This window comes from Sulfuracidifex tepidarius, from assembly GCF_008326425.1.
In the GTDB taxonomy this organism is placed as follows: Archaea; Thermoproteota; Thermoprotei_A; order Sulfolobales; family Sulfolobaceae; genus Sulfuracidifex; species Sulfuracidifex tepidarius.
The window spans coordinates 2,517,668-2,535,161 of the sequence record NZ_AP018929.1 but is presented as its reverse complement, the minus strand read 5'-3'; the positions used below and the strand labels follow the sequence as shown (position 1 = coordinate 2,535,161).

At 36.9% G+C, this 17,494-nt stretch carries 21 protein-coding genes; 12 read left to right on the top strand and 9 right to left on the bottom strand.

Going from position 1 to position 17,494, the window contains the following annotated elements; all coding sequences use genetic code 11:
- Positions 1-57: 57 nt before the first annotated feature.
- Positions 58-1,041 (top strand): hypothetical protein, encoded by a 984-nt coding sequence (locus IC007_RS12945; protein ID WP_054845296.1) that lies wholly within the window; start codon positions 58-60, stop codon positions 1,039-1,041.
- Here the strand turns inward: IC007_RS12945 and IC007_RS12940 are convergent.
- Complete coding sequence (locus tag IC007_RS12940; protein WP_149528878.1) at positions 1,022-1,891, bottom strand: DUF929 domain-containing protein; 870 nt, start codon at positions 1,889-1,891, stop codon at positions 1,022-1,024. The genes IC007_RS12945 and IC007_RS12940 overlap by 20 nt on opposite strands.
- Positions 1,892-2,423: 532 nt before the next feature.
- On the opposite strand from IC007_RS12940, the gene IC007_RS12935 reads away from it, so the two are divergent.
- A complete protein-coding gene (locus IC007_RS12935; RefSeq protein ID WP_054845293.1) occupies positions 2,424-3,020 on the top strand; it encodes a hypothetical protein in 597 nt (198 codons plus the stop codon).
- Positions 3,021-3,194: 174 nt separating this feature from the next.
- Here the strand turns inward: IC007_RS12935 and IC007_RS12930 are convergent, their stop codons facing one another.
- Positions 3,195-4,259 (bottom strand): DEAD/DEAH box helicase, encoded by a 1,065-nt coding sequence (locus tag IC007_RS12930; protein WP_149528877.1) that lies wholly within the window; start codon positions 4,257-4,259, stop codon positions 3,195-3,197.
- A 131-nt stretch (positions 4,260-4,390) separates the two neighbouring features.
- Between IC007_RS12930 and IC007_RS12925 the strand changes: the two genes are divergently transcribed.
- The 3 genes from IC007_RS12925 (at position 4,391) to IC007_RS12915 (ending at position 6,463) form a co-directional block, all read left to right on the top strand.
- The gene (locus IC007_RS12925; RefSeq protein WP_054845292.1) at positions 4,391-5,533 is read left to right on the top strand and encodes an NRAMP family divalent metal transporter; all 1,143 of its coding nucleotides are present in this window, start codon (positions 4,391-4,393) and stop codon (positions 5,531-5,533) included.
- Between the two features lie 164 nt (positions 5,534-5,697).
- On the top strand, positions 5,698-6,012 hold the full coding sequence (locus IC007_RS12920) for a 4Fe-4S dicluster domain-containing protein (protein WP_054845291.1): 315 nt from the start codon (positions 5,698-5,700) through the stop codon (positions 6,010-6,012).
- 73 nt (positions 6,013-6,085) lie between these two features.
- Positions 6,086-6,463 carry a PaaI family thioesterase gene (locus tag IC007_RS12915; protein ID WP_370685238.1) on the top strand — a complete coding sequence of 126 codons (378 nt, stop codon included), beginning with the start codon at positions 6,086-6,088 and terminating at the stop codon, positions 6,461-6,463.
- A gap of 18 nt (positions 6,464-6,481) precedes the next feature.
- Here the strand turns inward: IC007_RS12915 and IC007_RS12910 are convergent, their stop codons facing one another.
- Positions 6,482-7,207: a DUF929 domain-containing protein gene (locus IC007_RS12910; protein ID WP_149528876.1), complete on the bottom strand. Its 726-nt coding sequence runs from the start codon at positions 7,205-7,207 to the stop codon at positions 6,482-6,484.
- Positions 7,208-7,682: 475 nt separating this feature from the next.
- Between IC007_RS12910 and IC007_RS12905 the strand changes: the two genes are divergently transcribed.
- Positions 7,683-8,231 (top strand): class I SAM-dependent methyltransferase, encoded by a 549-nt coding sequence (locus IC007_RS12905; RefSeq protein ID WP_054845288.1) that lies wholly within the window; start codon positions 7,683-7,685, stop codon positions 8,229-8,231.
- A 31-nt stretch (positions 8,232-8,262) separates the two neighbouring features.
- The gene (locus tag IC007_RS12900) at positions 8,263-8,805 is read left to right on the top strand and encodes a hypothetical protein (protein ID WP_054845287.1); all 543 of its coding nucleotides are present in this window, start codon (positions 8,263-8,265) and stop codon (positions 8,803-8,805) included.
- Positions 8,806-8,888: 83 nt separating this feature from the next.
- On the opposite strand, the gene IC007_RS12895 is transcribed toward IC007_RS12900, so the two are convergent.
- A complete protein-coding gene (locus IC007_RS12895; protein WP_149528875.1) occupies positions 8,889-10,283 on the bottom strand; it encodes an APC family permease in 1,395 nt (464 codons plus the stop codon).
- Between the two features lie 210 nt (positions 10,284-10,493).
- Complete coding sequence (locus IC007_RS12890; RefSeq protein WP_054845286.1) at positions 10,494-10,823, bottom strand: hypothetical protein; 330 nt, start codon at positions 10,821-10,823, stop codon at positions 10,494-10,496.
- Positions 10,824-11,047: 224 nt separating this feature from the next.
- On the opposite strand from IC007_RS12890, the gene doxD reads away from it, so the two are divergent.
- The 5 genes from doxD (at position 11,048) to IC007_RS12865 (ending at position 14,729) form a co-directional block, all read left to right on the top strand.
- Positions 11,048-11,596, top strand: a complete 549-nt coding sequence (gene doxD, locus IC007_RS12885) for a thiosulfate:quinone oxidoreductase large subunit (protein ID WP_054845285.1) — start codon at positions 11,048-11,050, stop codon at positions 11,594-11,596.
- A 6-nt stretch (positions 11,597-11,602) separates the two neighbouring features.
- Positions 11,603-12,106: a TQO small subunit DoxA domain-containing protein gene (locus IC007_RS12880; protein ID WP_054845284.1), complete on the top strand. Its 504-nt coding sequence runs from the start codon at positions 11,603-11,605 to the stop codon at positions 12,104-12,106.
- 31 nt (positions 12,107-12,137) lie between these two features.
- Entirely contained in the window at positions 12,138-12,611 is a 474-nt protein-coding gene (locus IC007_RS12875; RefSeq protein ID WP_054845283.1) for a DUF2299 family protein, read from the top strand.
- Positions 12,612-12,735: 124 nt separating this feature from the next.
- A complete protein-coding gene (locus IC007_RS12870; protein WP_054845282.1) occupies positions 12,736-13,782 on the top strand; it encodes an MFS transporter in 1,047 nt (348 codons plus the stop codon).
- A 53-nt stretch (positions 13,783-13,835) separates the two neighbouring features.
- Positions 13,836-14,729 (top strand): 2-hydroxyacid dehydrogenase, encoded by an 894-nt coding sequence (locus tag IC007_RS12865; RefSeq protein WP_054845281.1) that lies wholly within the window; start codon positions 13,836-13,838, stop codon positions 14,727-14,729.
- 49 nt (positions 14,730-14,778) lie between these two features.
- Here IC007_RS12865 and IC007_RS12860 read toward each other — a convergent pair whose 3' ends face one another.
- From IC007_RS12860 to IC007_RS12845, 4 genes are all read right to left on the bottom strand, one after another.
- The gene (locus IC007_RS12860; protein WP_054845280.1) at positions 14,779-14,973 is read right to left on the bottom strand and encodes a hypothetical protein; all 195 of its coding nucleotides are present in this window, start codon (positions 14,971-14,973) and stop codon (positions 14,779-14,781) included.
- Positions 14,974-15,041: 68 nt separating this feature from the next.
- A complete protein-coding gene (locus tag IC007_RS12855) occupies positions 15,042-15,350 on the bottom strand; it encodes a hypothetical protein (RefSeq protein WP_054845279.1) in 309 nt (102 codons plus the stop codon).
- Positions 15,351-15,401: 51 nt separating this feature from the next.
- On the bottom strand, positions 15,402-15,941 hold the full coding sequence (locus IC007_RS12850; RefSeq protein WP_054845278.1) for a hypothetical protein: 540 nt from the start codon (positions 15,939-15,941) through the stop codon (positions 15,402-15,404).
- A gap of 76 nt (positions 15,942-16,017) precedes the next feature.
- Positions 16,018-17,337, bottom strand: a complete 1,320-nt coding sequence (locus tag IC007_RS12845; RefSeq protein WP_149528874.1) for a hypothetical protein — start codon at positions 17,335-17,337, stop codon at positions 16,018-16,020.
- Positions 17,338-17,494: the final 157 nt, after the last annotated feature.

Below are 17,494 nucleotides of genomic sequence, written 5' to 3'. Positions count from 1 at the left end.
ATATCTTGACACGGAAATCTTAGGTAACTTTTTTTGCGGAGAGAGCTTTTTTCAGACATGAGTTTTCTCTTTAAGCGAAGCAAGAAAGTAATATATCATATAGATTCACTGAACAAAAATATGAAAACTGCAATAAAAACTATAATCGACTGTTCTATGCCTGACATAGCTAAAGGTTATGGGATGAGATATGCAATACCGAAATGGGGAGAGCCAATATTTGTGCCTTATGGAGAGCTGGATGGAGATTTCGACAACACTAAGGACGCTTTTTCTCGTATAGAGGAAGCGATATCTGAATCCGCTTCTGAAGCTCTATCATATTTTAAGGGTTGGTATCCTGATTCAATCTTCCTAAATCACTATAGGGTATCATATTATTCATTTACCCATGAAAGTTATGGATACGTAGCGGGGATAGGGGCAGATCCTCTGATTTCTCATAAATATTTTGAATTACCTTCACTTAAGGACAAGAAGGTATTTGTAGCTTCTCCTGCACTTTCCATGGTAACTGAATATCCATTTTACGATCAGATCTATGAACATAAGGACGAGATAGTGGAGGCGTATTCTTGGGCTAACTCGGAGTTCCATTCTAAATACGATAAAGATAACGTGTATGACGAGGACATAGGCAAACATTACATGTCTCTAATGTTTGAAAGAATAAGGGACAAGAATGGAAGAAATGTTAAAAACCAAGTTGAGAGCGCCGACGTGCTTCTAGTACCGCTTTTCACTGGACAAAACAAATATGGAAACGGTTCTTCAATAAAGGAATCCTGGATGAACTCAGATTTCTACAAGAAGTCTATGTATCATGAGTTTGAAGCACTTCCAGTTATATGGAATACTAGAAATGCAGAAATTCTAGTTCAGGATAACATTGGAAAGTTCTCACAAATAGTTCTTCTATTTGACAAGGGAGTTCCCAGTATTGATAAATGTAAAGAAGACTGTATGTCGGACTCTCTGAAGTCTTTGGTGAAGGTAGTAGAGGATAAAGAGCGTTACAAGGTTATTGAGCCTTTGAAATGATATAGTTGAAGACTTGGCTGCCTTCGTTTATCATTGTGTTCACGTTACTGTCTGTAATGTCATTGTTTTTTAACTGAGATAGTAAGTTTTCTGAATAGTTTTGGGCTGCGGATGCACTGTTTTGTCCTATCTCGTCCGGATTCATAGCTGGTGTTGGATAACCTATTAATGCATAAGTTCCACCGGGACCAGTTATTATTATCATAGTAGCTATGTGAGGGGCTGATGTTGAATAGGCAATGGAATCATTAAGCCCAGATGAGCTGCTCACAAGTGGAGTGTCTACCTCGTATTGCTCAATAATGTTATAAATCCAAGGAGCATAGCTCAGGTTGTCTTTGATTTCTTGAAGCCCAACTATAACTGCGCTACCATTTTCTGGATTTATTGGAATCCCAGAAGGAGTAGCGTTCAGGTATTCATTATACATGTAAAGGTAATGGAAATATACGCTAGAATTAGGCTTGAAACTTGTGAACCAAAGGGAGGGAATGTAAGGAATGTTAGGTTCGCTTATAGAATGACCTGGTGTTGCTTGTATATTCCCGTATTGAGAAAGTGTCTTATATAGAGCCCACGAATCTGTTGCCCCATAAGGACACCCGTACCAGCTAATGAAAAATACTTGGACGGAATCGTTCCCAGCGTAGTTCTGAGTATTTACTTGAAAGAACTTGAAGGGAGCAGGAGAACTGGAAAATGAACTTGAGGGCGAAAACACTGGATGGCTGAACGAAGTGAACCCTATTAGAGCTACAATTAGTACACCTAAAACTATGAACGGTATGTAAATCAGCTTACTATCTTGTTTTTTGTTCTTAGTCTTAACATTGTTCTTCCTTTTAGCCATTGAATAGATTGTTACATTCTAGTTATAAATGTGTATCACACAATCCAAAGATACTTTGAATTAATGGGTTTTTCTCTTTAACATCTATAATTATGTTAATTTATAAAAAGGAAAAGCTGTCTTGGAATATATAGTTCCCTCTTGATTTCAGGGCGGGTAACGATAAAACGTGCGATTTTTTACCTAATCAAGGCTCAATATATATTCATTGCTGATCTGTGATGTTTTTGCCGAGTTCTGACAAATGATGACTAAAAGTCTTTCATTTATAAATAATTTAAGATTTAAGTTTACTTAAAGACCTATAATGGATTTAATTGAACACTACCATACTTGCTGTATAGGATGCATTTAATATTTTAATTTGCTGATAGATCTTATTTATAAGTTGTAACCCAAGAGGCGCTCATTCGGTGAAAAGGAACTCTCCTCGTACCTATAAGGATAGGTATTTTTTATTCTTTATATTAATATTAGTATAGAGTCTAGTTTTATGGTGCAGAAATATAAATCGATTAGTTTCTTTTAGTCTATGGATTTGAGAGTCGGTGAGCCTGAAGACATGCTGATTCCTCCATTACAAGAATATACATACATTTGCGGGGACATGATAACTGAGAACAAATGTAGCGGAAGCATGATCTTCAGGGACGCAGACTACATAACTGTGAACATGAACGATCTTGTATCGTCCATGAGCCTTCAGGGAGCAATTAGGTCAAAATTGAGGGGAAGGAAACTTGACAGATGGTTGTCTTATCTGAGCAAGTATAAGATAGAGGTATCTCCAAAGGAATTCTCCTCAGTCCTCAAGTTGGGTTCGGTTATAACGCTTTATGTGGATGGGATAGATGTAGATGGAGTGTCAGGTGATTCCGTAATCAAAGAGATAAGAGTAGTAGGCACTGGCTATAACTTCGAGAAGATAGTTGACGGTCTCTTGGAACTCTCGCCCAGACTAATTACAGTTCAGGTAAGGCAGGGTGTATGGTACATGATTACCTCGTACACATGTCTTTACATAGACCAAGCACTTAAGAAGAAGCTTCAATCCTTCGTGAATTTAAAGAGGTTAAGTTGTAAAAAAATAGAGGAAAAAGAAGGAACGAGAGTGTGCTTCACGCAGTAAAGAAAGTGAGTTAGTTAAGACATTTGAGAATAGCAATCCTTCAGGCACAAGTTCCAATGTTGATAACGTCTAAAACATCTCATGTAAATTAGCGATTTGATTTTATGACATTTTGAATTTATCACATAAAAAATGAAAATAATAAAAGGATTTTACAACTATAACTTAGATAAATTAAGCTGTTTCTTTCTCTAACTTGTTAGCGAGTTCTTTCATTCTGCTTACTATAGACCTTTCTCTACCGGTGTAAAATGTCAGAGCTATCCCGTTACGTCCCATCCTTCCAGTCCTCCCAACTCTATGAATGTAAGTTTCCAGGTCGCGGGGAGCATCAAAATTTATCACTAGATCTACATCTATTACATCTATTCCACGTGAAGCTAGGTCAGTAGATACTAGAATATTTCTCTTTCCTTCTCTGAATAGCCTGAGGTTCTGTTCCCTCTTCGATTGAGGTAAATCTCCGTACATAACTGAGGCTCTGTATCCCAAATCCCAGAGGGAGCTGTGGAGCATTCTAGCCCTCTCCTTGGTTCTGGTGAAAACTATGATTTTTCCTCTATTATTCCTTATCAGATCTTTCAGCTTGGTGACCTTGTCAGTCCAGTCGTTTCTAGTTTCAACAAACCTTTGCTCCACTTGCTCCACCGGCTTGTACTCATCTAACTTTATCAATTCAGCACATTTTGCAAACTCTCTGGCTAAGCTTTCTACCTCTGGCGGAACAGTAGCTGAGAAGAACCCGAAAACCTTAGGGGACGTATGCCCTAGAATCATTCTTACGTCCTCAACGAACCCCATGTCGAACATCCTGTCCACTTCATCTACTACTACCCCTTCAAAGGAGGAGAAATCGATTTTGTCCTTAGTCCATAGATCGAGAAGCCTTCCAGGGGTACCTACCACAACATTGGCATTTCTCAACTCATTTAACTGGGAAGTGTATCCTACGCCACCTATTATAGTAGCCACATTGATGTTCATGTGTTTTCCAAGCTTCTTGAACTCTTCAGACACCTGACCTGCAAGTTCTCTCGTAGGAGTTACTACGAGAGAGGTATAGCGTAATTGTAATAACGGAAGAACATAGGACGCAGTTTTTCCGGATCCTGTTTTAGCCTGAATTATAACGCTTTTGTTTTGAAGAAGAAGAGGAACAGCTCTCTCCTGAACGGGAGTAAGCTTCGAGTAACCAGCCTCGGTCAACGCTCTTCTAATCCCTTCGTCGAAACTTATCATAATTAACTTCAATGACACACGACTTTAAACTTATGCAATTTTTCTTTTTCCTTTTTATTATTTTTTTCTTTATTTTTCTAACTTTTACGCCCAGTCGTAAAGTTTAATAGTTCTGAGTGTAAGATGAAAATGTGAGTATCAAAGGAGTCTTCAGGAGTTGGGGTCCTGCTTGGCTTGTCATGATAGCCGATATGGACGCAGCCAGCCTGATTACGGCAGCCCAGAACGGAGTTCAATACGGATATGGACTGATCTGGTTTCTTCTACTGCTTGTAGTTCCCCTTTACATGGTTCAGGAGGTCTCAGGGAGAATAGGAATAGCTACCGGTAAGGGTTTAGCTGAAATTTTGAGGGAAAACATGGGACCTAAAGTAGCGTTATTATCTGCAATGCCAATGGCGACGATAGACTTCCTAAGCTACGCCGCAGAGTACACTGGAATAGCTGTAGGTATGGAAATGGTGGGGATTTCTCCCCTCGTATCCGTTCCTATAGCTTATCTCTTGCACCTCTTCCTAGTCTATAAAAGAGAATACATGAGAGTTGAGAAATATCTAATTGCAGGCTCCATTATAATGATAGCGATATACATCCTTGCTGCCTTGTTTAGAGGATTTGACCCATACTCCTCTCCTTTTCTCTTCTCTACCTCCAAGAGCTTCATATTCCTCGCTGCAGCAAACATAGGTGCAGTAGTAATGCCGTTCATGCTCTTTTATCAGGCATCTGCGACGGCTGAGAAGAGGATACATAATGTGAAGGCAATGAGGATCGAGACTTTCGTAGGCGCTCTGGTTTCAGAGCTTCTCATGGTTGCTATAGAGGTTGCCTCTACTGGGCTGAAAAACGCTAATTTCCAAGACCCATCCGTGATTTCCAGTTCTCTCTCTTCTATAGCAGGTCCCTATTCTCCATTGGTATTTGGGATGGCACTTGTGTTATCCGGGTTTATTGCCCTTGTAATTATATCACTTGGAAGTGCATGGGGTGTTACGGAAGCTTTGGGAATAGGTAGGAGAAACTGGTTCAAGGTTTACTTAGCGGAGTCCCTCCCGGCGGCTCTCATACCAATAATTTCAGATTCATTGATTAATGTAGTACTCAACTTGATGGTATTTGAGGTTTTAGCATTAGTCTTTCCAATAGTCCTGATGGGTTTCATAGCATCTAACAAGAACTTAATGGGAGAACACGCTACAAGTAAGAGAGGAATGGTTGTGTATTGGGTTATAGTATCATTAATAATTCTTGGTGGTTTATTAGCTCTGATCTAAATTTCTTCCTTATAAGGCAATAATTCTACAAAGTGGTTTAAATTTTCTAATATTTTGCTATAAAAATATTTACAATTAATATTTCTTTAAATGTATCTTTAAATCCCGAACATGATAGGGGTTAGATTATTAAGAGAAACAGCCCTTGTTATTAATGGTGAAAAATGGGAATAGATCCTAGCTACAGGACAAGTAGGCCAGATGCAGGAGACCATGAGGGGCATAAAGTTTTTGGTCCGGTCGAAAATCCTAAGGTGCTCGGAATTCACGGGAATATAGTGGGTGTGGACTTCGATCTATGCATTGCAGATGGCTCATGTATAAACGCTTGCCCAGTTAACGTGTTTCAGTGGCTTGACACTCCCGGTCATCCAGCTTCAGAGAAGAAGGCAGACCCAATAAATGAACAAGCGTGTATATTTTGCATGGCCTGCGTCAACGTATGTCCTGTCGCTGCAATAGATGTGAAACCTCCATAACCTTTTTTAGGTAATTTTCATCTTATTTTCAAGTTCAGTCTTGATTTCTGACGTCAAGGATAAGGAGAGAAACATTTCTTCTCTTCTTAATGCTAAAATATTAAGGATGGAAAATGGAGAGAGTGAAATAGAGTTTCCCTTTAAGGAGGAGTTAACTAGGAGAGGAGGAGTTTTGAACGGAGGTATAATGGCCACTGCGATAGATTTAGCCGGTGGGTTGGCAGTTAGCACAGTAAACGATGGATTGGATCAAGTAACTCAGGAGATGAAAATCAACTTCCTTGAGCCCATGTTCAATGGACCTTTCAAGTGCAAGGCTAGGGTTGTGAGGAAAGGAAGGACTGCGGTAGTTGTTCTTATCGAGTTGACGGATAGAGATGGAAAAGTTGGAGCTATATCCCTTGGAACATGGTATATCATAAGGGATAGGAAGATAACCTCAAAACAATAGGATTTTTATCCTCATTTTCTACTCTACGGAGTTTATAATTGACATGATGGTAGAGGCCGATTCCTCTACCGATGGTAGTGATAACATGTGGCTTTTGCTGATCTGCCCTTCTGAGGATACCGCCAAGGAGGATGGGTTAAGACTATTTAGATAACCTATAAGGATCCAAGTTCCGTTAGGTCCTGTTATTATAAGCGTAGTCGGTATGTGTGGCGGATTCCCCATGTAAGCCGGCGACACAATAGAAAATCCGGTAAATATGTCGGAATCATTTATATCATATTTTAAAATTAGCTGATAAACCCATGCGGGCGCTTCGTTCCTTAGTTCCTCGATTCCACCATTTACTAGATTCTTCATCGGAGTTCCTTCCGGACTGGCGTTTAGGTATTGGTTATACAAATAGATATAATGAAATGACACAGTTGAGTTCGGAATGAAACCCAGGAACAATAGGCCAGGCACATATCCTCCAACATCAGATTCATATATTGAATAATGTGTTTCAACAGTAACATTTCCAAAATGGCTTAAAACGTCATAAAGTGGCCATGAAAGAGAGGCACCGAAGGGACAACCGTACCAGCTTATCAAATAAATTGAAACATTTTCACTATACCCTTTATTGCTCACCTTTATGAAATGAAATAAATTATTAGGAAGTAAAGAAGGAAGTACTACGAGTGTGAAGAAAACTAATGATAACAGAATCGCTGCTATGTAACTGATGGTCTTTTTTATCATAGAATCATTTGAGACTTGACTCCTTATTATAAATTAATGTAGGTAGTCTGGATGAAATTATTCATTAAAATAAAGAATCATTAATTAAATTATTAAAATGGAAATATAATCTTTTACATCCTTTATTACTTAAGTTATTGATAAATTATCGACTTAGATAGTCCTGCTCATTATCTTTTCATATATAATGTATGAGATAGATTCTAATTCACTTATATATATTTTAAGCAGAAATATGAAATATTTCTTATGATGTTATGGTATCTAGGAGATTTCCCATAAAAGCTTTCCTTATAAGGTATCTTAAATTTCCTTGAAAAATTTTAATAATTTTATATATATAAATAATCTACTTAATGTTGTTATACTTCTTTTAGCGATAATCTGTAATATAAGTAAAATAGTTGGAAAATAATTACAGATGTCTTTACAACATTTTAAAAAAGGTTAAAAACTTTAGGTACGAAATATACCTATGGTTCTCAAGAATTATGAGAAGATGATTGACTTTCTTATGAGCGATAAACGTAAACAGTTCGAAGATCCGGATCTATTTTTACCAAAATTCGTAAAAAATAATGACGTAGTTGTAGATATTGGATGTGGTCCCGGTTTCTATTGTATTAGATTAATTAAAATAGCCTTGAAGGTCTACTGTATAGATAACAATCAACTGATGTTAGATACAGCTAAAAGGAATTGCAAAAATGACAAGGTTCAATTCTTTGAATCCGTAAAACTAGTCCCGAGCAATACGATAGATTTAGTCCTGATGGCGAATTCTTTTCATGATATGGAAAATAAGGAGGAAATCTATGAGGAAATAAAGAGAATAAGCAAAAGGAACTCGAGAATTCTCATAGTAGATTGGAAGAAAGATACAAGAACTGAACAAGGACCACCTTACTATTTGAGGATGAGCGAAGAAGACTACGTTAGTAGATTTCCAGACTATGTCCTAAAGGAAAGGTTTGAAGTGGGTCCTTATCATTTTGGACTTCTATTTGAAAGGGTGAAGAGTTGAAACTTATAAGATTACGAGCTCAGTACATGGTGTGAAGAACAGGATCTGGGAGTTCCTATCCCTTGTCGGCCATCCATTAGTTCAACTACCTATTTGGGTCGCTTTAATAACTTTTTACAACTATGGAGCTATAGTAACTGCCTTGATTTTTATATTAGTTATCATTGCAGGTTCTCTTACTCCATATTTTCTTTATCGTGGGAAAAACTCTGACTTGCGTGAGATAAGACCTAAAATCTTATTTGCGTCTTCACTAGTTTATCTTTTAGTATCTCTTATTATTTCTAGATATATTATAACTTCAGTAGGAATTTTAGCTACTTCTGCGGTTACGTTTATTGATGGTGTAATTTCTTTAAAATGGAAAATTAGCATTCATGCTACAGCAATGTCCGGCTTCATAACTTACGCTTACCTAGTTCTTGGCTACGATGTTCTTCTTGCTATTCCCTTTGGATTATTGGTAATATTATCTAGATACTTTCTAAAAAAGCATACTAAGGGGCAATTAGTTGCAGGAACTTTTGTAGGTTTCCTTGTAACTATAGCTTTTTGGAACTTTCTAGTTAGATAAAAAGATAAAAAAGACGATTAAAAAAGTAAGTTATAGAAATATAAAATTCTTTAATAAGAACTGTAAGAATAAAGTGATAAGATTTATTTAGCACTTACTTTTCTTTTCAAGTATTCATCTACATCCATTACCTCATTTTGTTCGTTTACTACTAGTCTACCAGGACGTCCAAATCTGGCCTTCTTTACGTACCATACTAAAGTTATCATCAAGATAATTCCGAGGATTATAGCCTGATTTAGATCCATCGAAATGATAGAGGTTATGTCTCCCCAGAGATTTATCCCAGTTGCAGCTACAGGGATCATAAGGGAAATGAAACTGAGTTCTCTTATTCTCCAATATAATACGGGCACTCCTATTCCATCGAATAGCCTTCCTAAGAGCCAGAGTATACCAGTAACAGCACTTACTTCAGTGAATGCAGTGACTAAACCTAAGGTAAATACGCTTCCTATTGTTACAACTGTTGTTATTAATGCTATAGTTATAGTTGCTATCACTGGCTCTCCATTCTTGTTAGTTCTTAAGAAAATTTTAGGTGCTGCGTCTTCCCTTGCCAAATTAAAGAGAACCCTTGAAGCTCCAATTGTAGTGCCTATGTTGGAGCTTAACAAACTGTTTATTGAAAGTACGAGGGCTATTAACATGAATAGGGGACCGTAAGTCATCATCTCATAAAGGAGGGGTTGAGGGGAGTTTGCAAGAGATGTGAGCGAGCCGTTCCAAAGAGCTACTAAAGCATAAGTGCCTAGGAACATCGATATTCCTCCAATCAATAGAGCTAACCACATTCCCCTGGATACGTTTTTAAGAGGTTCCTTTGTTTCCTCTCCCAGATAGGTAGCAGCACCAGCCCCCGAAATGCTAACTGTGGTTAGCACGAATGCTGTTGCCAAGTTCCCCATGTTTACATCCTTAGGGATAACATAGTTATAATGGAATCCACCATGGAGAGAAAGGATGAAAATTCCTATCAGGAGTGCTGCCTCAGCTGTTGCACTGACTGTAATCACATACGACATTAACTTCTTTATGTGAGTCAATGATATCAAGGAAGGATACATAACTGAAACTGCAATTACAATTGCTCCTACCCAAAGAGGAATTGATATACCTATAATGGAAAGCCCGATACTAACGATGAGATAGGTCGTTATTGCATTTACGGCATTCAACATAGAATATGCAAATACTTCAGTGAGTGCTTCAAGAAAGGAGAGTTTTTTGCTTCTCCATGCGCTAAAATTAAAGGTATAGAAGCCCCCCGCGCTGGCAAGTTTCTTACTGTACAGAGTGAGATTATATATCCACAGCGCACTTGCAAGCAATGAAAGCAACGTGGTGAAAACTACCGAATCCCCTGCATAAACTATTGCTGCAGTAGATGTTGAAACTACACTTCCTAAAGGTGCAGTAACTGCCATTGCTTGTCCATATGTTTCCTTAAAAGAAAGGACAGCTTTGCTGAGCGTCATATTTCTCCCTATAAGCTTTTCTCTGCGATCTGTTTTTAAAACTATCCTAAATTAAGGGGGATTTTTCCATGAAAGCTTTTAAGCACACATCATAAAAACCTTTTAACCAAGCTTATAGGAATATTTAACTTCTTTACAAATTTAAGGTAGTTTCAAAAAAGGTTTGTTGAAAATAAGGTCATAATATGAAAAACAGATAGAGAGATGAAACTATTGAGTAGAGCTTAGTTCCTTTGGTATGACAGACGAGAGGTACGTTCTAATTTCCTCAAACCTAGTTTTCATTTCTGGAGGAAGAGGTTTCTTAGGTGATATTCCAGCTAATTCATTTAATGCCTTTTTCACATCTTCTATAGCCTCAGAGTTTGAAGAGAATGATTTCCGATAGGCCTCTTTTATTATTCTAACCGCATTATTCCATTTTCCTCTGTCTTCTTCGCTAATGTATCCTTCCTTGGTCAAGAAAGTATCAACGTCGTCCTGAAATAGAGGAATCAGGTTATTGATTACCTCCCATAACGTTTCGTTTAAACTTGTCATGTAAAATCATCTATCTTTATTCTAGTTCCTTTATAATCCTTAATATAATGATCTTGTTCTCGTTTACAAGGCGATCAAAACGATAATAACAAAATTAAAGATAACTTTATATTAATTTTTATAATCATTAATAATATTAACTTTTTCTTTAGTAATAGAATTAAAACTAAAAATTTGGTTAACTTTTTTAAGTTAGTAATCCATAGTATTTTTAGTGATTCTGTTTGAGCGGTAAGACAGAGGGAAAGGAGGATCTGGAGAATGTAAAGACGATCTCCTATCTTCCTTTGCGCTTCGCAGTAGGTTGGATGTGGTTAGATGGAGGGCTAAGAAAAGCCGTACTTAAGCCCGCAAAGTTAGATCCAAGCTCTTCCTCATTTGTTTTAAATAAGGTAGTGACGTTCCTACCACATGCAGGAATATTTAAGGGTCCTCTGCTATCATTTTTGCAAGACCCATCATTAGGAGCAACTTTTTTGACAATATTTAGCGCGTTTGAAATAATAGTAGGTTTGGCATTGATCTTCGGGGTCTTATCGAGGCTCTTTGGTTTCATAGCGGGAGGAATGGCATTATCTTTAGCTCCTGCAGCATGGTTAGGTTCTACATGTGAAGACGAATGGCAGATTTTAGCTTTACTACTCGCTGGTGCAGTATCGATAATGATAGCCGGAGCAGGGAGGAAATATGGAATCGACGAGATACTTTACAAGAAGTATGGGGACAGACCAATAATCAACGCTCCTCTGTTAAAGTACATTAGGTTATGGTGATTAATCATGAAAGCCTTCGAAGCAGGTGCAATTCTATTTACTATAATAGTTGTAGTAGCTATTCTCGCAATAGGTCAAATATCGTACGGAAACGTTTACGGTCCCCTATTTAACGATTCAAAGAAGCCTAAGTTTGAATTCTGTTCTCCTGTTGACGCTTTCAATAAAGATGGTCATACATACATTGCTCTCAATATAACAGACGTGAATGGGCCCGACGCTTATCCTGCATCAGTTACTGAGATAATAATTGAAAACTCTACAATGAAATTAACTCTTAATACCAGTGGTATCGCATCTTCAGTGATCAATGTAACGAAAGCGTCATTTGATCTGAAGAAAGCGGTAGGTTATAATGACTATAGTGGTCTCTACATGTGCTTAGGTACTGACGCTGTATTTCTTCTGAAGCTTCCTGTGATGCTATCCCCTGGGCATTACACCATTTATCTTCTAACACCTGCACTCCCAATGAAAGCAGCAGCGAAATCATCTTTCACTATAAGTTAAAAATTAATTCTTTTTCTCCTTTCTTATTCTAATGAATGACGATAAGGTAAGGCTCCTTTTTGAAGCCCTAAATATGAAAACTTTCAGACCAACTCAAGCTCAGGAGTTCTTTCATTTATCTGTATCTCCTCCTCAAGGAGGTCCAGTTGTTGATGTCATAAGACTTAAGGAAAGCAGTAACTTTTACATTATAGCTATGGGAATACAAATTGCAGAAGACCACCTGCAAAAATTATCTTCCATGAAACCTGAGGAAAGAGGAGAATTCCTTCTTAACATCCAAAAGGAAGCTCTCCTTAACGGTGTCGACATAGCAACTCTGCCTTTAGGTCAACAAGTCCCTCAGGTTATTCAGTTAACCAAAGCAATATTTGATGTCGCAGATGAGAACGATTTCCTGGAGACCTTTGTGAAGGTCAGAAACATAGGAATATTCATTATGCTTAGTTTTACAACTAAGCTAGGGCAACCTTCATCTCAGGGAAAAGGACTGCACTTCATTTAAAAAAGTTGGTTTTTCTTTAGTTTATCTTTTTAAGAAAAGGAGAGTTTAAGCTTTTTTAGTAATGTTTAAACTTAGTTGACTTAAGATTTAAATAAAGATAGTAATGTATGAAGTATAGACCAGAATGTACAAGTATAACATCGGAAGCAGAGCTTTCCTTCCAATCTTATCTTACTCTCTCTCCTCATTTTACCTATTAGGTTACATTTTCTTCATTGAATTAGAAAAATTACCTGCTTGGATCTCTATTATTCTGATAGGAGTCCCATTTCTAGGAAGGATGTTAACTCCTTTTGTTTATTCGAAGTTTACAGGAATTTTTGGAATAGAAAAAGGCATGATAAATGCGCTAATAATAATGAGCATTATATCTTTAGCAGACTCATTTTTAATTAACTATCCATTTCTGATAGTTACAAGGTTTTCTCTAGGCGTAATGTTCGGAATAGCCACTTCTGCATCGATAGAGTTGGCTAGCCTTAGTGAGAATAGAAAGGTAATAGGACTCACTATGGGAGGATGGGCAATAGGATGGATTCTGTCGGCTTTGCTATACTTAGGCTTAGGGACCTACATGTTCCTACCTGGAATCCTCTCGCTGTCCCTACTTTCACTGAAGACCCAAAGATATCACGTTAATAAGCTTGGCAGTTTATCTTTTTCATGGAAGGCGTTTGTAATATTCTTTCTAGGATTTGTCCCTGCATATTTAATGCAGTTAATTCCGTCTATGTTAGGGAGTAAAGCATTCGTGGAGACCGTGATAGGGTATTCACTTTCGTTGTTTGCTTATCTCCTATTTCCTACAATTAAGAGAGTATTATCAGGTATAATCGTAATTAATGCAGTTATAATTCTTACGGCTATACTAGGCTATCTTACTTTAAACATAGGGTTTTTAGCTGTTTTCACAATGTTCGGTTTAGGACTGAATTCGCTCTTGCCTATTTTAGCTAGGAAGGTAAACGTGGAACCTTCTAAAATAGGACCCAGTATGAACCTTGCATCTTTTGGAGGACTCCTGTTTCCTGAATTAACATCTCTGGCGTTTAATGACAGATTAATGTCGTCTTTGATTCTTTCGATATCATCTATCTTGTTCGTACTTTTAGTTTTCCTAATGAATAGGAGAGTTAACATTTCAAAGAAAGACGTGATAGTCGCAGCCTAACGAATAGTTGTGTATCTTTTTTAGTGCTGATTGCTTAGTTGTTTTGATTTCTCATGATAATATCTACGCAAGAATTGCCAGGCAAACTAAAGGAAATCATTCCTATCAACGATAAACCCTCGGAAAAAGACATAGAAGAAGCTGAGATAATAGTGGGTTGGCCAAAACAGATAAATAAATTGTTGGACAAGTGCAAAAACTTGAAGGTGATACAGACTTTCTCTGCTGGTGTTGACGACCTAGATTTCAAAAGGATAAAAGAGGCAAGAGTATTTTCTAATGCAGGGGCCTATTCAATTCCTGTAGCAGAGCATGCGTGGGGACTTATCCTGGGTGCTGCGAAGGGGGTGAACTCTAAGGAAAGGTTGATAGCATATCAGGTTTGTAACAAGACTCTATTAGTCCTAGGTGCAGGAGGAATAGGAATCGAAACAGCCAGGATAGGTAAGAACGCTTTCCATACGTTCAACATAGGACTATCGAGATCGTTTAAGGATAAGTCCGTCTTCGATACTGTTGACTCCGTGGAGTCTTTGCATAACTATGTTGAAAAAGCAGACATAATCGTAGACGCTCTTCCTTTAAATAACTCGACAAAGAATATTTTAAATTATAATTTATTGAGAAATGTAAAGAATAACTGTATCATAGTGAATGTAGGAAGGGGAGAGACTGTAGATGAAGAAGATATGTTTAAACTTCTATCTCAGAGGAGCGACATAAGGTTCGCCACAGACGTGTTTTGGAGGAAAGAGGATGGTAAAGAGGATTTCCTATCCTCACCATTATGGTCTCTTAAGAACTTCTTTGGTACGTTCCATACTGCTGGAGCTTATGGAAACGAGGAAGTCATGCTGAGGGCAATGGAGATAGCAATTAGGAACGTGCAGAGCTTTTTGAGGGATGGGAGAGCATCAAATGAGGTTAGAGTAGCTGATTATTTATAATAAAATAAAAACTCTTTACAGGATATATCTATATAAAGAAATATTTTAATTACCTGATTATATAAAATGTCACTACAGCAAGGAAAATACCCAGTATAGCTAACGCCATCCCCACATATTTTACGCCTTTAAATCCAGGAGCATCCAGTAGGTCCAGCACGGTATAAGATAGACCAAGGAAAATCATTATCACGCTTATTACTGTCATTATTATTGAAACGAAGAGCAATGGTGAGAATGCCATCAATAGAAGATTTCGTGAAATCTTAAAATACTTTCCTTTATTTTGTAATTCTCCTTATATTTTTTTAGTTATCTACTGTAAAGTATGTTTTTAAAAACGAAGAATACTATCTGGTCACTCTGATTTTTATAAAAAATTGCTAATATTCCATCATAAATTGCAAGAACACCGTATTTCCCTTCTTTGGTATCTATTAGTTTAGCCTCGAACTCCCTTTCTAGAACGTGAAATTCTTCATGTAGAGATATACAAGTCCCTATGTAAATAGCACAAGGTTTAGCTTTTTCAAGAAATCCTTTTAGTAGCGTTTCATCGTCTAGTAACGTCATAGATGATGGCTCAAGCAACTTACTGATGAAAGAATTACAGTTTACCATGTAATTATCATTCTTTGGAACAAGATAATAAAAGAAAGGGACTTTTTCCCATCACGTAATTGTCGTGATTAATTGATAAAGGATGTAAGCTATTGTGATCACCGATACTGCTATATTGAAGATAAAGGAGAACCTTTCTGGTATCAGCGTAAGTAGGCCTAGTGCAATTATTGAAGTCATAGATCCTAAAGCGAAAGCCAGCAATATCAAGACGTTAAACGGGAATGCCGAGCTGAAGGCAAGTATTATTGTAAGTATTTTGGAAGGTGTGAGAACGACGCTTCCTTGAAGCGTTCCTGCGAACTTAGGTTCGATGTCGAACTCCCTTCCAGTTATAGTTTCTACCAAGAGAAGAGCTCCAAAGATTATTCCTATCGCGTCTGCTAATATTATAATCTCTTCTTCGAAGAGTGAAGCTAGGTAAACCAGCGGGATTGCAATAATTAGATATCCAGCAGAATGAAACATAGCAAATTTAATTATCTTTTTATAATCTTTTTTATACAGCCTTGCAGTGGATACGTGGTCTGGTTCTATACCGTGTCCTATTCCTATTGTGAGTGAAAACAACACTGAGATTAAGTACTCCATAATTGCGAATTGAACCTTATTTTAAAAAATTTCTTGACACTGTTTTAATTCCTACTTGCTACCATAGACGGTGGTATCATGATTTTGAGGTAAAGAAAGCCACAACTGAAATTCCTATAGCTACTAACAAGGCTATAAAGAGGAAGGGAATATTCTGCAGTAACAGATGAGATATAGCTGAGGCCCCGCTCTTCTCTACTAGAATTTCTCCTTTAGTGACGTGGACTAAGGTCAAGTTGTCGTAATGGTATGTATTTACTATTTGAGTCATATTTTGATAGTATAATGTTACGTTTCCCTTTATGTAACCTATTCCGTTATGAGGACTAACGTATTCTTCTACATTAAAAACTCCATTACTATTTATAATAAAGCTATAGTTATATTCAATTAAAGGGAATATATTAATTTTATTATAAGTCCCATTAGGATAGATAGATATTGTAAGGTTATTTATTTTTACAATGTCAAAATTATTTCCTGAAATACTCATGTTTAAAGGAATTAAAGACTCCACGCCTGAACTTGTAGAGACCATGATAATTTTTTGTCCGTTGTAGTTTATTGAATATGCATTAGTTCCTAGGTAGAGTTTTCCATCAGAGAAGCAGTATAATAATGTGCCGTTATTTAGATTATGTAGAAATGAAACCATCACAAGCTTTCCATTTACCCCAAATATTTCAGAGAAGAAAATATTCGCCGAGTTATATATGAGCACAGGGGCGATACTATCACCCTCATTTATCACGGACGGAGCCAGGGATAGATATTTAGTCACGTTCTCGTGAATTTCTATTATAGTTCTATTGTATTCTACTAATAGCTGAGGAACTATAATTCTTGATGTATTCAAGAAAATTACTTCAGGTTTATAATCTATCATATTAAACTTCGATATAAATGAAGACTCGAACCTAATATTTGTCAAATTTATAGAAATAAATTGTTGCCCGTCAGGAGTTATATAAAAAATTCTGACAATTCCCGTCATTGGTACTCTAAATAGCCACATTAAGTTATTGGTGATATTTCCATTCCATATAGTAAAGCACGTGTTATCTGGATTATATGTTACCTTAAAGATATTAGGAAGAGAGGAATTCAATATGAATCCACCATTACTAAGTGATGTTACATTAACGTAGAATTGCTCATACGTATATTTTGGGATAAACTCAATTTTTTCAGAATAAAATGAAGAATTAACAACATATTTAAGTATATATGTAAAATTTGAGACATGTCTAACTGATGATGAATAATAAGCCTCATGCTGAATTGTAGGCACGGAGTTTGTGCTATAACCCAGATCTGTTGTTATTTGAAACGGAAAAGATATCAATACTAGAATTGAAAATAGTGTTATAAGCCTCACTAACTTTCTAAATTCCATAATTATTAGGAACATGAATAAGATTTAAGATTAACGTGAGATGACCAGTAGATAAGTTATTATAGTTAAATGTAATTAAAAAGAATTAGATTGTATTAAATTGATAATTTTAATTATACTCGGGCTAAGCCTCTTTTTTAAGAAATTTTTTAGTCTA

Coding starts and splice junctions, on each gene's coding strand:
- IC007_RS12945 (WP_054845296.1), top strand. CDS start 58: ATGAGTTTTCTCTTTAAGCGAAGCAAGAAAGTAATATATCATATAGAT.
- IC007_RS12940 (WP_149528878.1), bottom strand. CDS start 1,891: ATGGCTAAAAGGAAGAACAATGTTAAGACTAAGAACAAAAAACAAGAT.
- IC007_RS12935 (WP_054845293.1), top strand. CDS start 2,424: ATGGATTTGAGAGTCGGTGAGCCTGAAGACATGCTGATTCCTCCATTA.
- IC007_RS12930 (WP_149528877.1), bottom strand. CDS start 4,259: ATGATAAGTTTCGACGAAGGGATTAGAAGAGCGTTGACCGAGGCTGGT.
- IC007_RS12920 (WP_054845291.1), top strand. CDS start 5,698: ATGGGAATAGATCCTAGCTACAGGACAAGTAGGCCAGATGCAGGAGAC.
- IC007_RS12910 (WP_149528876.1), bottom strand. CDS start 7,207: ATGATAAAAAAGACCATCAGTTACATAGCAGCGATTCTGTTATCATTA.
- IC007_RS12905 (WP_054845288.1), top strand. CDS start 7,683: ATGGTTCTCAAGAATTATGAGAAGATGATTGACTTTCTTATGAGCGAT.
- IC007_RS12895 (WP_149528875.1), bottom strand. CDS start 10,283: ATGACGCTCAGCAAAGCTGTCCTTTCTTTTAAGGAAACATATGGACAA.
- IC007_RS12890 (WP_054845286.1), bottom strand. CDS start 10,823: ATGACAAGTTTAAACGAAACGTTATGGGAGGTAATCAATAACCTGATT.
- IC007_RS12880 (WP_054845284.1), top strand. CDS start 11,603: ATGAAAGCCTTCGAAGCAGGTGCAATTCTATTTACTATAATAGTTGTA.
- IC007_RS12875 (WP_054845283.1), top strand. CDS start 12,138: ATGAATGACGATAAGGTAAGGCTCCTTTTTGAAGCCCTAAATATGAAA.
- IC007_RS12870 (WP_054845282.1), top strand. CDS start 12,736: ATGTACAAGTATAACATCGGAAGCAGAGCTTTCCTTCCAATCTTATCT.
- IC007_RS12865 (WP_054845281.1), top strand. CDS start 13,836: ATGATAATATCTACGCAAGAATTGCCAGGCAAACTAAAGGAAATCATT.
- IC007_RS12860 (WP_054845280.1), bottom strand. CDS start 14,973: ATGGCATTCTCACCATTGCTCTTCGTTTCAATAATAATGACAGTAATA.
- IC007_RS12855 (WP_054845279.1), bottom strand. CDS start 15,350: ATGGTAAACTGTAATTCTTTCATCAGTAAGTTGCTTGAGCCATCATCT.
- IC007_RS12850 (WP_054845278.1), bottom strand. CDS start 15,941: ATGGAGTACTTAATCTCAGTGTTGTTTTCACTCACAATAGGAATAGGA.
- IC007_RS12845 (WP_149528874.1), bottom strand. CDS start 17,337: ATGGAATTTAGAAAGTTAGTGAGGCTTATAACACTATTTTCAATTCTA.